Origin of the sequence: Bacillus sp. SIMBA_074 (assembly GCF_046534555.1) — a bacterium.
Taxonomy (GTDB): domain Bacteria; phylum Bacillota; class Bacilli; order Bacillales; family Bacillaceae_G; genus Bacillus_A; species Bacillus_A mycoides.
In genome coordinates this window covers 315,998-332,123 of record NZ_JAWRYM010000002.1, presented here as the reverse complement: position 1 = coordinate 332,123, position 16,126 = coordinate 315,998, and the positions used below count along the sequence as shown (strand labels likewise).

Below are 16,126 nucleotides of genomic sequence, written 5' to 3'. Positions count from 1 at the left end.
AAGATTTTAGGAGTGTATTTTAAAATATGAAGCGAATTTTAACTTATGGAACATTTGACTTACTACATTATGGTCATATAAATTTAGTAAGACGAGCAAAAGATTTAGGTGATTATTTAATAGTTGGAATATCAACAGATGAATTTAATGCATTAAAAGGAAAAGAATCTTATTTTAAATTTGAAGAGAGAAAAATGCTACTGGAAAGCATTAGATATGTGGACTTAGTAATATCGGAAAATACTTGGGAACAAAAGATTGAAGATATCATAAAGTATGAAATTGATGTATTTGTTATGGGTGATGATTGGGAAGGGAAATTTGATTTTTTAAAAGAATATTGCGAAGTGGTTTATTTACCAAGAACTGAAGATATATCAACTACTCAAATAAAAAGTGAACTTTCATTACAATCATAAGAAATAAAAAAGCTTTTATTTATAAATGTATTTGTTGTAATATGTGAATAGCAATAACGCATAATTAGTTATAAATAAAAATTAAAGAAGGTATAAGTTATGAAAAAGAAAATTTTATTTTGGATTTTAGGTATAATAGGTTTTCTAGTTGTTGCAGGAGGAGCATATGCATACTATGTGTATTCTAATGTGTCAAATACATTAAATGCAGTGCATAAACCGTTAGATCGTGATAAGTCTGAAAAACGTGATAAGAAAGTAGATGTTGCAGATAATAAGCCGATATCTATTTTATTAATGGGTGTGGATCAAAGAGCAGATGAGACAGGACGTTCAGATTCGATGATGTTATTTACGCTAAATCCACAAAAAAAATCCATGAAAATTACTAGTATTCCACGTGATTCTTATACAGAAATTGTAGGTAAGGATAAAAAGGATAAGATTAATCATGCCTATGCTTTTGGTGGAATTGATATGGCTGTAAAAACGGTAGAAAATTTCCTTGATATACCAGTTGATCATTATATTGAAGTGAACATGGCTGGCTTTAAAGATGTTGTGGATGCAGTTGGTGGAGTAGACGTTAATAATGATTTAGAATTTAAATATGAAGGATCACAATTTGCTAAAGGGAATATACATCTTAATGGTACAGAAGCATTAAGATATTCTCGTATGCGTTATGAAGATCCACGCGGTGACTTCGGTCGTCAAATGCGCCAGCGTCAAGTTATCCAAGCAGTAATTAAAAAAGGTGCAAGTGTTTCTTCTCTAGCAAGCTACGGTGATGTATTAAAAGCAATTGAGAAAAACGTTAAAACAAGTTTAACTCAAGACCAAATGTTTGATATTCAAAAGAACTATAAAGATTGCCTGCAGAACAGTGAAGAAATCCAAATCCCTGGCGACGGTCACAAAGCCGCTGACGGCATTTGGTACTACTATGTTCCGGATGCAGCAAAACAAGATTTAACGAACAAGTTAAGATCACATCTTGAATTAACGAAGTAATGTTTATTGAACCCAACTCCTTTGGAAGGAGTTGGGTTTATTTTTGCGTAGGTTTGTATTAGTATTATATATTGTGAGATTAATAGATGAGGTGAATCGATGAATAAGAAAGCAGTACTTGTCCTATTTATTTTTGTATTGTTTATCGCTTCGGTTGTGAGCGGTAAATTATATTGGAATAAGAAGATTGCGAATGCAACAGGGCAAACGAGTGAAGTAACGAAAACAAAGGCTGAAGTGAAAGATAGCCGTGCGAAGAAGGACGAGAAAAAAGAAGAGAAAAAACAAGATGTAAAGTCATCTTTTAATGAAGCATACGCGAAGAACTTACCTGATGCAGTGAAAGAGAAGTTGAAGAAAGCTGCTGCGGATAAGAAGGCAGTAAACCTTGTTGTTGTTGGTGATGAAGCTTCTTCATCTGAAAAAGATGCTTGGGTAGGTAAGTTCACTGCTAATTTAGAGGCTTCTTACGGTAAAGGTTTATGGAATGTGACGGTAAAGGAATATAAGGGTGAAAGTACAGAGGAATTAATTGCGAATAAACGCGATAAAGAGATTGCGAAAGACGATCCGGATGTAATTTTATTTGAACCACCATTTATTACCGACAACGGAAAAACTGGTAATGGAAATTCTGTAGCGAGTACACAGAAGTTTGTGCAAGCACTTTCTACTAGTGCAAAAGGCGCTACAATTATGATTCAACCATCAAACCCAGTGTATGGTGCGAAGAATTATCCGAAAGCGATTGAAGCATTAAAACAATTTGCGACGCAAAATGGTTATACATATGTTGATCATTGGACAGCTTGGCCTGATGCAACAACGAAAGCAATTTTACCGTACTTACAAACAGAGTTCGGTTTCCCAAGTGCTAAAGGGCATGAAGTTTGGGCGCAATATGTAACGGATTATTTTGTAGCTAAGTAATGAAGGGTATATAAAAGGTATACGAGTAGTCGTATACCTTTTATATTAGTAAAGTAATTAAGAAATCTTAGTAAATATGTGGGAGGAAAACAATGAACTCAATCTTAATCTGCGGCGGAGCGGGCTATATCGGTTCTCATGCTGTGAAAAAATTAGTAGACGAAGGTTTATCTGTAGTAGTAGTAGATAACTTACAAACTGGTCATGAAGATGCGATTACGGAAGGCGCGAAGTTTTATAATGGTGACCTTCGTGATAAAGCATTTTTAAGAGATGTTTTTAAACAAGAAAATATCGAGGCGGTTATGCATTTTGCAGCTGATTCTTTAGTTGGAGTTAGTATGGAGAAGCCTCTTCAGTATTATAATAATAATGTGTATGGTGCACTTTGCTTGCTAGAAGTAATGGATGAGTTTAAAGTAGAGAAGTTTATTTTCTCTTCTACTGCGGCGACTTATGGTGAAGTAGATGTAGACCTTATTACTGAGGAAACGAAGACAAATCCGACGAATACATACGGAGAGACGAAGTTAGCAATCGAAAAGATGCTTCATTGGTATAGCCAAGCTTCAAATTTACGCTATAAGATTTTCAGATACTTTAATGTGGCTGGTGCAACTCCAAGTGGTATTATTGGAGAAGATCACCGTCCAGAGACACATTTAATTCCGCTTGTTTTACAAGTGGCGTTAGGTCAACGTGAGAAGATTATGATGTTTGGTGATGATTATAATACACCAGATGGTACTTGTATCCGTGATTATATTCATGTTGAAGATTTAGTGGCAGCTCATTTCTTAGGGCTTAAGGACCTGCAAAATGGTGGAGAGAGTGATTTCTACAACTTAGGAAATGGTAATGGCTTTAGTGTAAAAGAAATCGTTGATGCAGTTCGTGAAGTTACGAATCATGAGATTCCAGCTGAGATGGCACCACGCCGTGCGGGAGATCCAGCACGCTTAGTAGCTTCTTCTCAAAAGGCGAAAGAGAAGTTAGGATGGAATCCTGAGTATGTAAATGTGAAGACAATTATCGAGCATGCGTGGGATTGGCATCAGAAGAAACCTAATGGGTATGAGAAATAAGTTTAATAAATGAGAGAGGGTACTGTCGTTCAACATATGTTCGACAATACCCTCTCTTTTTTCGTCTTATTTTTGCTATACTAAACTGTACTATAATACAGGATGGAAGGAGGAGAATGATGAAAATACTTGTAGTAGATGATGAATCGAGTATTCGTAATTTGATTCGGATGCAGTTAGAGATGGAAGGGTATGAAGTATTGACGGCGGCTGATGGGAGAGAAGCTTTAGAGAGATGGAATGAGCAGCCGGATGTACTTATTTTAGATGTGATGCTTCCTGATACGGATGGGTATGAGTTGTTACGTTTATTCAGAGAGAAGGAGCGTGATATTCCGGTGCTTATGCTGACAGCGAAGAGTCAGATGAATGATAAGTTACTTGGTCTTCAGCTTGGAGCTGATGATTATGTGACGAAGCCTTTTAATTATGCGGAGCTTATTCTTCGGGTGAAGAATATGGCGCGGCGCGTGAAGAAGAAGGAGGTTCCTTTAAATCATGAGGTGATTGGGGCTGGTGATTTACTTATTTGTCCAAAGGAACGAAAGCTTCATGTGAGTGGGCAGGAGATTCAGTTAACGTACCGAGAGTTTAATTTATGTCAGTTGTTTGTTTCGAATCCGCAGCGTGTGTTCATGAGGGATGAGCTATTAGAGAAGGTATGGGGGTTTGAGTATATCGGAAATACGAGAGCGGTTGATATTATGGTGCAAAGGCTTCGGAAGAAACTCGGCGCAAGCGGGGAGTATATTAAGACAATTTATGGTGTGGGGTATAAGCTTGATTGCTAAAAGGTGATGATATGTCTTTAAAACGAAATATGGTGTTTGGAATAGTTGGGTTGTTGATTCCAATTCTTGTTCTTTTGTATGCGGTTGTTTATATTGCACTGGAGAAGAATGTGTATCATAATGCGGCAGATTCCTTAGAAAAGTTAAGTGTGGAAGCGCAAATTTATACGATGAATTATTTAGAGAAGGAAGCAGAAGTGGAGACGTTAGGTCCTAATTCGCTTTTAATTGCTTCGTATTTAGCGAAGCGAATGGATGTCCGGGTGCAGATGATTGGGAAGAATGGAGATGTTGTTGCAGATACACAAAAAGGAGCGTTACTTCATCGGAATATTGACATTGAGAGTTCTTTGAAGGGAAAGAAATCGTATGTTTTCGAGGAGGGAGACCCAGCTCCAATTCTTTTGTTTTCAAGTCCGGTTTATTATGGAAACGATGTCATTGGAAGTATTCGTTTTATAAATGAGTTAACGGATGAGAAGGAAGTTTTAACAAATGTAAGTTGGACGTTTTTAATGACATCGCTTTGTTTAGTAGCTGCTGGTATTTTCTTTGCGATTCGTTTGGCGAAGTCTCTTCATAAACCAATTGATCAGTTAAGGCAAATGGCATATCGGCTTGCGAATGGAGATTATGAAAGTAAGATTGAGCTGAATGAGTATGTGGAAATTGCGCAGCTTTCAGCGTCCTTTAATGCGATGGCTGATGGGATTGAGCTGCATATTAAGCAGCTGAAGGAAGAGAAAGAGAAACAGAAAGATTTCTTGGACCGCATTACGCATGAGCTGAAAACACCGCTAACAGCGATTATCGGTTATGTGGATTTAATTCCGAAGTTGCAGTCGAAGGAGGATGTGCAGGAGAGCCTCCGTTATGTGTCTGTAGAAAGTGAGCGTCTATTATCACTTGTAGAGGAATTACTTAAGTCTTCAAAGTACGGGAAGAGTACGTTTGAAGTGTCACCTACAGTCGTGAATATTAAAGAATTGGCAGAAGAAGCGGTTTCGATTGTGAAACTTAGGTTGCAGCAGTTTGAAATTGAAGTTATGAATGAGTTAACAGAAGTACACGTCGTTGCGGATTTTGATAAGACGAAGCAAATTTTCTTGAATGTGCTTGATAATGCGATTAAATATAGTGATGCTACGCAAGTTCGTATGAATGTAATTATAAATGAGCAGGAAGCGAAAGTTTTTGTTCATGATGATGGTATTGGTATGGATGAAGGTGTGCTTGCAGAATGGAATGAGTCTCCGGAAGGTAAGGTGCTTCCTTCAAGTTACGGGAATGGCTATGGCTTATACATTTGTCAGGAGATTATGAAGAAGCAAGGCGGAAGTATGCGAATTGAGAGTAGTGAAGAAATGGGAACTACAATATGCATTACATTTTTACTTCCGAGACGGATGGAAGACATAAAAAACTTGAAAGCGGTTAAATGATACATTTATGAAACAATTATGCGGTATTTTCGAAACAACGTTTTTTTATCTTGGAGGTAGGCAGAAATGAAAAGGCTATCATTTCAAATTCTTATGTTTGTCTTTTGTATGATCGTTTCTCTTATTTTGTTTTATGTTATTGAGAAGCAAATATATAATCGAATCACAATTGTGGATGACAAACAAGCCGTTTTACAAAGAGTGAATGAATCTCTTCCTACTGAAGTGAAAGTAAGGCATGAGAAGTGGGGAGAAATTGTTGTAACGGATGAAGTTCGTTTGCATACGATTGTTTCATTCTTTGACCGAATTCGAATAGAACCGAGAGAAGCGAGGAATCAAGAACAAGTATTTACTGGAGAAGTAACGTACTTGAATGGACATAAACGTACTTTTGCAGTAGGTGACTTGTTCCAGTACGAGACTAATGTATACGGAAAGAATGGCACGGATCCGATGATCTCAGCATTTCAAACGTATTTGTTAAGTCTGTATTATACACCAGAGCGCATTAGTAATTTCTTTGCGGAGGCAAAGGAAGTTGTAGTGAGGCAAGGGGATGTAATACGTACTATAGATCTTACACACATATTTGATTCTATTCGATACGCAAGGCAAATTACAGATTACGGAGAAATTCAGAAATTATTACAATCACAGAATGAGCCGATTGCTTATATTACTGCCTATAAAACAGGCAAACGTGTAAAGAATGAGCGGGAGGATATTCTAACTATTTCTGTGTATCCATCTTACTTTGTTGTGCAATATCTCGGTGATAATAACGGGAATGTCATGTATATGAAGGGCTCCCTAGCAGAATTCCTTGTAAAGGAGAGTGTGTCATGAGAAAGATAGCCTTTTTCTTCTTTTTGCTAGTAATCGGAGGAGCGATGTCTAGTTGCTCTCGAGATACAACCTCTATTAAATATAATAAAAGTGGTCTCCCTATTTTGGATGATCGTCATCTCGTTGCGTATGTAGCGGCCCGCGAGGAAGTTGGTGAAGCTTTGCTTTCGTCATTTTGTAAACAACGCGGGTGTACATATGAATTTATTCGTCTATCGACAGAAGAACTTCTTCGGAGAGTAGAAGAGGAAGCTGGAAATCCGAAGGCGGATATTATTATTGGCGGTACAGTAGATGCGCATCAAATGATGAAGCAAAAGAACCTTTCTATTCCTGTTACGACCCAGCATGCGAATCGTATTTCAAAGACTGTTAAAGATAAAGATGGTTATTGGTACGGTTATGAAGTGGAGAAACTGGCAATCGCGATTAATAAAGAGCGGTGGAATGAAGAAATAGCGCCGCTCGGTCTTCCATATCCATCAAGGTGGCAAGATTTATTAGATCCGGTATATACGGATAAGATTGCAATGCCTGATCCAAATGTTTCCGGCACAGCATATACTTTGTTTCAATCACTTATTGATACTTTAGGTGAAAGAGAAGCGAAAGAGTATGTTAAGAATCTTGCAAGGCAAGTTGGTGAAGTAACGGTGAATGGTTATATGCCTGCAGAACTGGTTGCGAGCGGTGAATATATGATAGGCATCAATTTTGCGGGAGATCAGAGAATGCTTCAAAAACAAGGCTTTCCTATTTTAAGTAACGAACCTGAGCAAACAGGGTTGTCCGTTAATGCGATTTCGAAACTAAAGCGTGCGCCGAGTGGTATTATTGCGGATTTATTTATTGATTATTGTTTATCGGAAGAAGCGGGGCATATTTTAGAAAAAGTTTCGTTTGGCGTACCAACGATGTTTGCGAAGAATGAGAAAGAAATAGAAGGACAGCCGGTTAGAAGGACGAACCAAAATATATCAAATAGTGGAATAATCGAGATATGGAATAGACAGCGTCTCTCTCAGCAGTGAGAAAAGGAGACGAAAGAATATGTTTAAATGGCTTAAGCCAGCACCTGCAATTGAGAGATTGCCGGCGGATATGATTGACAGGGTATACAAATTATTACGTATTCGTGTGCTAATGGGAATTTCAGTTGGGTATGCTGCTTATTATTTAGTTCGTAGTAACTTTAATTTATCTACTACGTATTTAGTAGACGAGTACGGATTTAGCACTACACAAATTGGGTTATTAGGTGCAGTAATGGCTGTTGTTTATGGACTTAGTAAATTCTTTATGGGGAATTTATCGGATAAGGCTTTTGCTCAACGATTTATTGCAGTAGGTTTATTTTTATCTGGGCTTGTTAATATTTGTTTCGGTTTTGCATCTTCCTTTGGGATGATTTTAACATTACTTGTTCTAAACGGTATTGTACAAGGTATGGGAGCACCACCGTGTAGTATTGTTATGACGAAATGGTTTTCAAAGAAAGAACGTGGTACGAAAACAGGTCTTTGGAATATTTCACATAACGTGGGTGGATTACTTGTTCCGCCATTCATTGGAATTGGTGTAGGTATTTTTGGTGAAAGTCATTGGCAAGGTGGCGTATTTATTTTCCCAGCGATTATCGTTATGGTAATTGCAGTTCTAGTATGGATTAATGCGAAGGATACACCAGAATCTGAAGGTCTTCCGCCAATTGATGAGTATCGTAATGACTATGAAAATCTTGAAAAAGCAGACAATGCTAACAAGATGTCACCAAAAGAAATTTTAATGAAATATGTAGTGACAAATAAGTTCGTTTGGTATTTATGTATTGCCAATGCATTTGTTTACTTAATTCGCTTCGGTGTTATTAACTGGGTACCAATTTACTTAACAACAGTTAAAGGTTTTACAAAAACAGAAGCGCATGCAGCGTATTCAATATTTGAGGCAGCAGCGATTCCAAGTTCTTTAATTGTCGGCTTTTTAAGTGATAAATTATTCAAAGGGAAACGTATGCCATTATGTGTTATTAGTATGGCTGGGGTTGTTGTTGGTACGGTTGTATATTGGCAGGCAACTAGCATACTTGTTGTGAGTATTGCAGTTTCTGTTATCGGTTGTTTAATTTACGTACCACAGTTTTTAATTGGTTTAAGTGCAATGGAATTAGTACCGAAATTTGCAGTAGGTACAACAGTTGGTATGTGTGGTCTGTTTGGTTATGTTGGAGGAAGCTTCGTAGCAAACGCAGCAATTGGTATTATTGTTGATCGTTCTGGCTGGGATGGTTGTTTCATGTTACTGTTAGCAGGCGGTGTTTTATCAACAATTTTCTTACTGATTGTTCAAATGGGACATGAGAGAAAAGGTCCTAAAGTGGCGTAATAGTTTATTCAGAAAAGCGATCCAATCATTATTTTGGATCGCTTTTTTTTATATAAGGAAACCTTTCCTTAAAACTATCTTAAAAGATAGAATGTCATATTTCTAATCATTGGTATTTTTGTTACAATATAAATGATTGTGTAAAACTTTGTAAAATGAGTGTAACAATGTAAGTGGTGATGAAATTTTCCGAAAGTTTTATACAATTAAATATCTATTAAACTATTAAGATATAAAAGGAGAGAGAATATGTTACCAAATACGGTTCGTACTCCAAACAAGAAGAAGAAATGGATTATCATCGGAGTTATTGCACTAATTGTTATTGTAGCAGCAGTTAATATTTTTGTAATGCAAGGCAAGAAGAAAGGCGCAGCAACAACGACTGATGCTGTGAGCTTTGAGAAGGTGACAGAGCGAAAGCTTAATAATACGAAGTTAATTTCTGGTCAAGTGAAGCCAGGAAATATTGAAAGTTTCTATGCGGATCCGACTAAAGGAAAAGTGAAAGATATTGAAGTGAAAGAAGGACAAGAGGTAGAAAAAGGAACGAAACTATTCTCTTATGATAATGAAGAAATTAATCTTCAAATGAAGCAAGCTGATCTTGATCAGAAGATGGCTGATATGCGTTACGATCAAGGGAAAAAGAAGATTGATTCATTGAAGAAAGAAATTAAGAAGGTAAAAGATAGTGGGGCTGGGAAAGAAGTAACAGACCCAATGGAAGAGCAAGTAAGTGAGTTAGAAGTGGCACAAAAGACAACTGACCTTGAGAAAGAAAAAGGGAAGTTACAAAAAGAAGAGTTAAGTAAAAAACAGAAAGAACTTACGATTTATAGTAATTTCACTGGTGTTGTACAGAAGTTAGATAAGGATGCAGCGCAAAGTTCATCTCAGGCATTAGGTGGTCAAGGGAAAGCATTTTTACAAGTTGCTTCTAAAGACCCGTTCCAGGTTCAAGGGACTTTAACAGAGCTTCAAAAGTCACAAATTCAAAAAGATCAAACGTTCACTGTAACTGCGAAAGCAAATAATAAGAAGAAGTGGACAGGTAAGATTACGGAAGTAAGTGAATTCCCAACGAGTGCAGAGATGGCTCAAGCTGCTGGTGAGGGAACTCAAAATATGTCTCAATATACATATAAAGCAAGTCTTGATAGCCAAGATGGTTTATCTCCAGGTTATCACGTTTCTCTGCAAGTAAATTTAGAGAATAAGACGATGATTGCTGTTCCAAGTAAGAGCATTGTAGAAAAAGGCGAAGATGCATTTGTTTATATTGAAGAGAAAGGAAAGCTTCGTAAACAAAATGTGAAAAAAGGTTCTACTGATGGAGACTGGACAGAGATTGTTGAAGGCGCAACAGTGGGGCAAAAGGTGGTTAAAAATCCTTCCGACGACGTGTATGACGGAATGGAAGTGAAAGAGAAATGATTACGTTAAATAATATTGCTAAAACATATTATCAAGGAAAATTGGCAGTGCCGATTTTACATGGTATTAGTTTAACAATTCAAAGCGGTGAGTTCGTTTCTATTATGGGACCGTCTGGTTCTGGTAAATCAACGCTTATGAATATTATCGGTTGTTTAGATCGTCCAACAGAAGGTGAATATATGTTGAATGATGTGAATATCTTAACAGCAGACGAGTCAAAACTAGCTTTAATTCGTAATGAATATATCGGCTTTGTGTTCCAGCACTTTAATTTGCTGCCGCGTCTTTCCGCAGTGGAAAACGTTGAACTTCCGCTCATCTACGGTGGGGTGAAGAAAGCAGAGCGTCGTCAGAGAGCCCTTGAAGCGCTTGGGAAAGTTGGATTATCAGATAGAGTCCATCATTTACCTAGTGAGTTATCAGGTGGACAGAAGCAACGTGTAGCGATTGCGAGATCGATTGCAAATAATCCAACGTTTATTATGGCCGATGAGCCGACAGGTGCACTTGATACGAAGTCTGGTGCACAAGTTATGGATATTTTCACGAAGCTAAATGCAGAAGGTACGACGATTGTTATGGTTACGCATGAAGAAGAGGTAGCAGCGTATTCTTCCCGCCGCATTGTACTGCGAGATGGGAAAGTTACAGAAGATAGAAGGTGTGCAGTATGAGTTTACTAGATAGTATGAAAATTGCCTTATCGTCTATTTTAGCTCATAAACTACGCTCAGCTTTGACGATGCTAGGGATTATTATCGGTGTAGGCTCTATTATTACCGTCGTTGCGATTGGGCAAGGCGGGGAAGCTGCACTGAAATCCCAATTTGTTGGATCAGGTAATCAAACGGTACCGATTCATTATAGTGCCGATATGAATGATCCTTTTGGTATGGCGATGGTAGAAGCACCGAAGATAACTGAAGAAGATATTTTTGAAATTAAAAAAATTCCAGATATCGCACATGTTGTAACAACAAATTCAAGTATGGAACCAATTGATATTGAAGATAAAATAGAAATGGTGAATATTACTGGATTAGACAGTGAGTACTTTGCAGTAAATAAAGTAAAGTTGTTAAAGGGACGTTCTTTACAAGAATCAGATGTGGATCAAGGTAATAATGTTGTCATGATTAGTAAACAAATGGAAGAAAAGGTGTTTAAGGATGCCAATCCAGTCGGTAAAATTATTGAAATGAAAGGTCAACCGATGCAAATTATCGGTGTCTACAAATCAGATAACGAGTTTATGGGAATGGGACCATCAGAAGCACTAGTTCCAATTTCATTATGGCCGACACTGTATGGAAAAGATGAAATTCAAAATATTTCTGTTCAAGCAAAAAATGTGGATAATTTAGAAAAAGCAGGTAAAAAAGCTGCAGATGTCTTAAATAGTCGTAAACCGAGTGATGCAACTGGTAAATACGAGGTTATGAATTTAAAAGAACTTCAAGAAGGTATTTCAAAAATGACTAATATTATGACGATGATCATCGGCGGTATCGCTGGTATTTCATTAGTCGTTGGTGGTATTGGTGTAATGAACATCATGCTCGTATCTGTAACGGAGCGTACGCGTGAAATCGGAGTGCGTAAAGCGCTTGGAGCAACACGTAGTAAAATTTTATTACAGTTTTTAATTGAAGCAGTTATGTTAACGCTTCTAGGTGGTTTAATCGGAATCGGTCTTGGGTATGGCGGGGCATATATCGTTTCCACATTTGCGAAATGGCCACCACTCGTTTCATGGGAAGTTGTCGTTGGAGGCGTATTGTTCTCGATGACACTTGGTATTATTTTCGGATTAATTCCAGCGAACAAAGCTGCGAAATTAGATCCAATTGAAGCACTTCGTTATGAGTAGATTATTAGTGTAGTAGAGAAGGGGTTCTCTACAACACATTACCGTTCTAGTGGGCGGTTCGTAGCCTCTATATGAGGATGTGAACCGCCCGTTAGAACGGGTTATATACATAGAAGGAGGCGTTATAATGGAAGCGAATTTGAATACGCAAAAAGTTAGCGGAGAGAAGCCGTCATTATTTGGAATGATTACTGCTCCAGGCTTACAGTTTGAGCGAATGAAGACGAGTGAAAAAGTTTGGGGTATGTTTTTCTTAGTTGCATTGTTACAAGGGCTTGTAGGTGGTTTGGAAGCATATGTTATGCATACATCACCTGAGATGATTAAATTGCAAAAAGAATTAGGTGAATTTGCAGGACAGAGTTCACTTTCATCGGAAGTTATTTACGGTGTTGTATCGGGTACTTTAGGTGCTATGCTTGTGACAGTGATTATCGCCGCTATTTATAAAGTATTTATGATGTTTTTCGGAAATGATACTTCTTATAAAAAATTAGTAATGATCATTGTATATGCGAATGTTGCCGTTATTATTGGTAGACTTATTAATGGTGTTATAGCTTTCATTATGGGCGATGGACTAACTTCATATACTAGTTTAGGATCGTTATTTGAGGAAGGTTCAGTTGCTTATGGAATAGGGAATACGATTGAAGTATTCTATTTATGGAATATCGTTTTAATTTGGTTAGGGTTACAAATTACAGCTGGATTAAGTAAAGTGAAAGCAGCCATTCCACTTATCGTTTTATTCATTATTAAAGCGGTATTCTTAGCGGCGATTGTTATGTTAGTTGCGGCGTTTTTACCTAATATGCCAATATAATAAGGAGGCGTTATAATGGAAGCAAATATTAATACGCAAGATGTAGGTTCGAAAAAGCCATCATTATTTGGGATGATTACATCTCCAGGTGTGCAGTTTGAGAGAATGAAGACTAGTAATGCGGTTTGGGGTGCGTTTTGGATACTTGTTTTATTAGGTGGACTTGTTGCAGGCCTTGTTGCTTATGTAGGATCCTTAACTCCAGAAGCCATTAAACTTAACAAGGATTTAGGTTTTGATGTTCCACCAGCAGTGACGGTTGGTATGGGATTCGGATTTGGTGCTTTAGGTATGGGGATAGGTTTCTTTATTAGTGCAGCGGTGTATAAAGTATTAATGATGTTAATGAGCAATGATACTTCTTATAAGAAATTATTAACGATTAGTGTGTACTCAAGCATTATTTCATTACTTGGTTTATTAATAAATACAGTTTTAGCACTTGTTTTAGGCGGATCAGGACAAGAAATGTACACTGGTTTAGGACCGATTTTCGCTTCAAGTGGTGGTGTTGCAAAAGGTATTGCAAATAATATTGAAGTGTTCACGATTTGGGGATTTGTTATTACATGGTTAGGTCTTCAAATTACGGCTGGTTTAAGTAAAAAGAAAGCAACAATTCTTATGGTTGTCTTCTTTATCTTAACTATTGGATTTGGTGCGGTAAAAGGAATGTTCCAATAATAAAATAAAAGAGGTGACTCTTCCTAGAGTCACCTTTTTTATTTTTACTCCTATTTCAAATACCTCAAACAGAATTTCAAATACTGCCTAGTGTAATTTCAAATTACGGCAGCAGTATTTGAAATTACCCACAATGAAATTTCCTTTCTCATTTTATATTGTAGAGGTACCGCGGAATACTGAAGAGGTATACCTTTTAGAAACGGGCACTGTGTGAAGCCAGCGACTTTTGCAGATACGGTTGTTTTGTATGAAGGTATGATTGTAAATCAAATAAAGAGGTTAAATATTTACCAAGATTATGAAGAGTATTATCAATGTGGTTTAATTGGTCTTTGGCATGCGTATGAAAGGTATGAGGAGGAGAAAGGGAGTTTTCCTGCTTATGCTGTCGTAACAGTACGTGGTTATATATTGGGAAGATTGGAGAAAGAATGTGTAGTGCAAGAGCGCTATGTATGCACGGACGAGTATGAGGAACGATTTGAGTGTGAAGATGCGGGAACGAGAGCGAAGGACTTTATGAGTGTGTTAGATGGGAGGGAGAGGCACATCATTTCAGAACGATTCTTTACAGGGAAAACGATGGGAGAGATAGCTATTGAAATGGGGATGACGTACTATCAAGTGAGATGGGTATATCGACAAGCACTTGAGAAAATGCGAAATAGTGTAAGGGGATAAGAATAATAAGTAGAATGGAAGGCAAGGAAATATTGCGTTCCATTCTACTTATTTTAAGGCAGTAAATGTGGCAAGAGGTTTTTTGAGTGTAGTGAATCTTTCATGTTCATTCGGGATAATACATGTCCAGCTTTGAAAAATTGTTGCTGTAACTTATGAGAACCTATTTGTATTGTTATGGTAGTTCCGTTAAAAAAATGAATGTTTGCTTTGTTAGTTTTTTTGGGAAACTCTATCTCCTCTATATGGTTATAGAACAACCAAATGCAGCTTGGAGAAGAAGGAGATTCTGTTGGGAAAACGCAAATATATTCTTTGTGATTAATCGGAATTGGAACATTTTGTTTGAGCTTAAAGTTTATTTGGACTGCATGACGTCTACCTTGATAAGTAGAATGAACATGTGTTAGACAAGATTTCTTTATGAGTTGGATAGCTGTTTGGCAAGAGTACAGAGGGTTTCCGCTACTGTCGATAATTTTTGTCCGGTAATAAGGGTGTTTGCAAGGTTCGAGCATCATTGTAGAACTAGAAATAAAAATATCATTTTCATCATTCATGATTCTAAAATCCTCCCTTATGAAAGTTTTTATTCCTAATATAATTATATACGAATTATGTAAAGTTATTATTAATCTTCTGTTGTGTATTGTAAATTTTTACTGTTCGTTTACAATCAATAGATGATAGTCTTTCTAATTTGCATCGCTTGTACATATATATGAAAATAGAAAAGAGTAGGCGGTGATATAGCATGAAGAAAAAGTATATTATTATGGCTCTAGCTGTTGTTCTCTTAGTTTATTTAGCAAACAGTAATCCGGGTAAGGGAGAATATACGGATTGGGCAGCAAAACAATTTATGAAGCGTAATGATGTGAGTAAGAAGCTAGAAGAGGTTGAGAAAGAAAACAAAGAGGGTATACTTGGCGATCTAGCATCGGCGGGAAAGAAATTAGCAAATAAGTATGTTGAACCACAAGTTGGATTATTAATTGAGCATTATACAAAGCGAAATGATTATATTTTCTTCTCAACATATACGACAGAGTTTGATTTGGGCGGAGAGAATTATAAGTATGTTTGTGTTGGTTTTTCAAACATCTTTATTCCAATTGAAATGCCGAAGAAAAAAGACGAATCTGCAAAATAATGCAGATTCGTCTTTTTGATTTACGGAGTGATTTGAACTTCAGATACGTTTTTTTCTATGAGGCGAGCCCCTTTTTTACGAGTATTTTCACTAATTGACGAAAATACAAATGAAGAAAGAATGGTATCCATTACTTGATTTACGACTAGTTCATTTACTGGTGTGATGGGATTTTCGATAGAAAAGGCAACTGTTTTTCCATCTTCTTTCACGAAAATTAACTCTAGTACTTGCATGCTTTATTCCCTCCTTTTTAATTATAGATTAGAAAGATCTGACGTGCTTACAAGTTGTACAGCGTGAAGTGATGATTGTTGTAGTGAAGCAAGAGCACGTGCTACTTCATGTACTTTTCCTAAATCTGCATTTGTTTTCACACGTTTGAATTGTTTGTTCTTAAAAACTGTTTTACCGTTTTTGTCTAATCCTCCGTTTAATACAAGGCGTAAAGTTAAATCCATTATGATTGTTTCAACTGCCATGTTTATCACCCCCTTTCACTTTATAAATAGGGTGTAAATGTCATGTTTTGGCGTGAAATTTTTTCTTTTTTT

The 16,126-nt window shown here is 37.0% G+C and carries 19 protein-coding genes; 16 read left to right on the top strand and 3 right to left on the bottom strand.

All coding sequences use genetic code 11. The annotated features are described in order from the left end of the window. Nucleotides 1–26 precede the first annotated feature (26 nt). The 15 genes from tagD (at nt 27) to SB773_RS03920 (ending at nt 14,419) form a co-directional block, all read left to right on the top strand. On the top strand, nt 27–419 hold the full coding sequence (gene tagD / locus SB773_RS03990; RefSeq protein WP_137075933.1) for a glycerol-3-phosphate cytidylyltransferase: 393 nt from the start codon (nt 27–29) through the stop codon (nt 417–419). Between the two features lie 99 nt (nt 420–518). Beyond that, entirely contained in the window at nt 519–1,433 is a 915-nt protein-coding gene (gene tagU / locus SB773_RS03985) for a polyisoprenyl-teichoic acid--peptidoglycan teichoic acid transferase TagU (RefSeq protein WP_137075932.1), read from the top strand. A gap of 99 nt (nt 1,434–1,532) precedes the next feature. Further along, nucleotides 1,533–2,363 carry an SGNH/GDSL hydrolase family protein gene (locus SB773_RS03980; protein ID WP_410588685.1) on the top strand — a complete coding sequence of 277 codons (831 nt, stop codon included), beginning with the start codon at nt 1,533–1,535 and terminating at the stop codon, nt 2,361–2,363. Between the two features lie 92 nt (nt 2,364–2,455). Next, a complete protein-coding gene (gene galE, locus SB773_RS03975; protein ID WP_410588683.1) occupies nt 2,456–3,448 on the top strand; it encodes a UDP-glucose 4-epimerase GalE in 993 nt (330 codons plus the stop codon). Nucleotides 3,449–3,567: 119 nt separating this feature from the next. Next, nucleotides 3,568–4,239 (top strand): response regulator transcription factor, encoded by a 672-nt coding sequence (locus tag SB773_RS03970; RefSeq protein WP_002166430.1) that lies wholly within the window; start codon nt 3,568–3,570, stop codon nt 4,237–4,239. Nucleotides 4,240–4,250: 11 nt separating this feature from the next. Further along, nucleotides 4,251–5,681 (top strand): HAMP domain-containing sensor histidine kinase, encoded by a 1,431-nt coding sequence (locus SB773_RS03965; RefSeq protein ID WP_002034822.1) that lies wholly within the window; start codon nt 4,251–4,253, stop codon nt 5,679–5,681. 66 nt (nt 5,682–5,747) lie between these two features. Then, a complete protein-coding gene (locus SB773_RS03960; protein WP_016102280.1) occupies nt 5,748–6,530 on the top strand; it encodes a DUF3919 family protein in 783 nt (260 codons plus the stop codon). Further along, nucleotides 6,527–7,561 (top strand): ABC transporter substrate-binding protein, encoded by a 1,035-nt coding sequence (locus tag SB773_RS03955; protein ID WP_410588680.1) that lies wholly within the window; start codon nt 6,527–6,529, stop codon nt 7,559–7,561. Before SB773_RS03960 ends, SB773_RS03955 begins: the two co-directional genes overlap by 4 nt. A gap of 19 nt (nt 7,562–7,580) precedes the next feature. After that, the gene (gene pgtP / locus SB773_RS03950) at nt 7,581–8,915 is read left to right on the top strand and encodes an MFS transporter (protein WP_410588678.1); all 1,335 of its coding nucleotides are present in this window, start codon (nt 7,581–7,583) and stop codon (nt 8,913–8,915) included. A 249-nt stretch (nt 8,916–9,164) separates the two neighbouring features. Continuing rightward, nucleotides 9,165–10,352: an efflux RND transporter periplasmic adaptor subunit gene (locus SB773_RS03945; protein ID WP_410588676.1), complete on the top strand. Its 1,188-nt coding sequence runs from the start codon at nt 9,165–9,167 to the stop codon at nt 10,350–10,352. After that, entirely contained in the window at nt 10,349–11,029 is a 681-nt protein-coding gene (locus tag SB773_RS03940; RefSeq protein WP_002130002.1) for an ABC transporter ATP-binding protein, read from the top strand. Before SB773_RS03945 ends, SB773_RS03940 begins: the two co-directional genes overlap by 4 nt. Then, nucleotides 11,026–12,225 carry an ABC transporter permease gene (locus tag SB773_RS03935; protein ID WP_002167364.1) on the top strand — a complete coding sequence of 400 codons (1,200 nt, stop codon included), beginning with the start codon at nt 11,026–11,028 and terminating at the stop codon, nt 12,223–12,225. The genes SB773_RS03940 and SB773_RS03935 overlap by 4 nt, the downstream gene beginning before the upstream one ends. Nucleotides 12,226–12,352: 127 nt before the next feature. Further along, on the top strand, nt 12,353–13,051 hold the full coding sequence (yknW, locus tag SB773_RS03930) for a YknW family membrane protein (RefSeq protein WP_088292023.1): 699 nt from the start codon (nt 12,353–12,355) through the stop codon (nt 13,049–13,051). A gap of 15 nt (nt 13,052–13,066) precedes the next feature. After that, entirely contained in the window at nt 13,067–13,735 is a 669-nt protein-coding gene (yknW, locus tag SB773_RS03925) for a YknW family membrane protein (protein ID WP_410588673.1), read from the top strand. A 213-nt stretch (nt 13,736–13,948) separates the two neighbouring features. Then, complete coding sequence (locus SB773_RS03920) at nt 13,949–14,419, top strand: sigma-70 family RNA polymerase sigma factor (protein WP_410588671.1); 471 nt, start codon at nt 13,949–13,951, stop codon at nt 14,417–14,419. 53 nt (nt 14,420–14,472) lie between these two features. On the opposite strand, the gene SB773_RS03915 is transcribed toward SB773_RS03920, so the two are convergent. Continuing rightward, nucleotides 14,473–14,979 (bottom strand): competence protein ComK, encoded by a 507-nt coding sequence (locus SB773_RS03915; RefSeq protein WP_410588669.1) that lies wholly within the window; start codon nt 14,977–14,979, stop codon nt 14,473–14,475. Nucleotides 14,980–15,173: 194 nt separating this feature from the next. Here SB773_RS03915 and SB773_RS03910 point away from each other — a divergent pair, with 194 nt between their 5' ends. After that, nucleotides 15,174–15,572 (top strand): DUF4359 domain-containing protein, encoded by a 399-nt coding sequence (locus tag SB773_RS03910; protein WP_002034805.1) that lies wholly within the window; start codon nt 15,174–15,176, stop codon nt 15,570–15,572. Between the two features lie 20 nt (nt 15,573–15,592). Here the strand turns inward: SB773_RS03910 and SB773_RS03905 are convergent, their stop codons facing one another. Continuing rightward, nucleotides 15,593–15,808 carry a DUF2922 domain-containing protein gene (locus SB773_RS03905; protein ID WP_410588667.1) on the bottom strand — a complete coding sequence of 72 codons (216 nt, stop codon included), beginning with the start codon at nt 15,806–15,808 and terminating at the stop codon, nt 15,593–15,595. Between the two features lie 21 nt (nt 15,809–15,829). Then, entirely contained in the window at nt 15,830–16,054 is a 225-nt protein-coding gene (locus SB773_RS03900) for a DUF1659 domain-containing protein (protein ID WP_002089672.1), read from the bottom strand. Nucleotides 16,055–16,126: the final 72 nt, after the last annotated feature.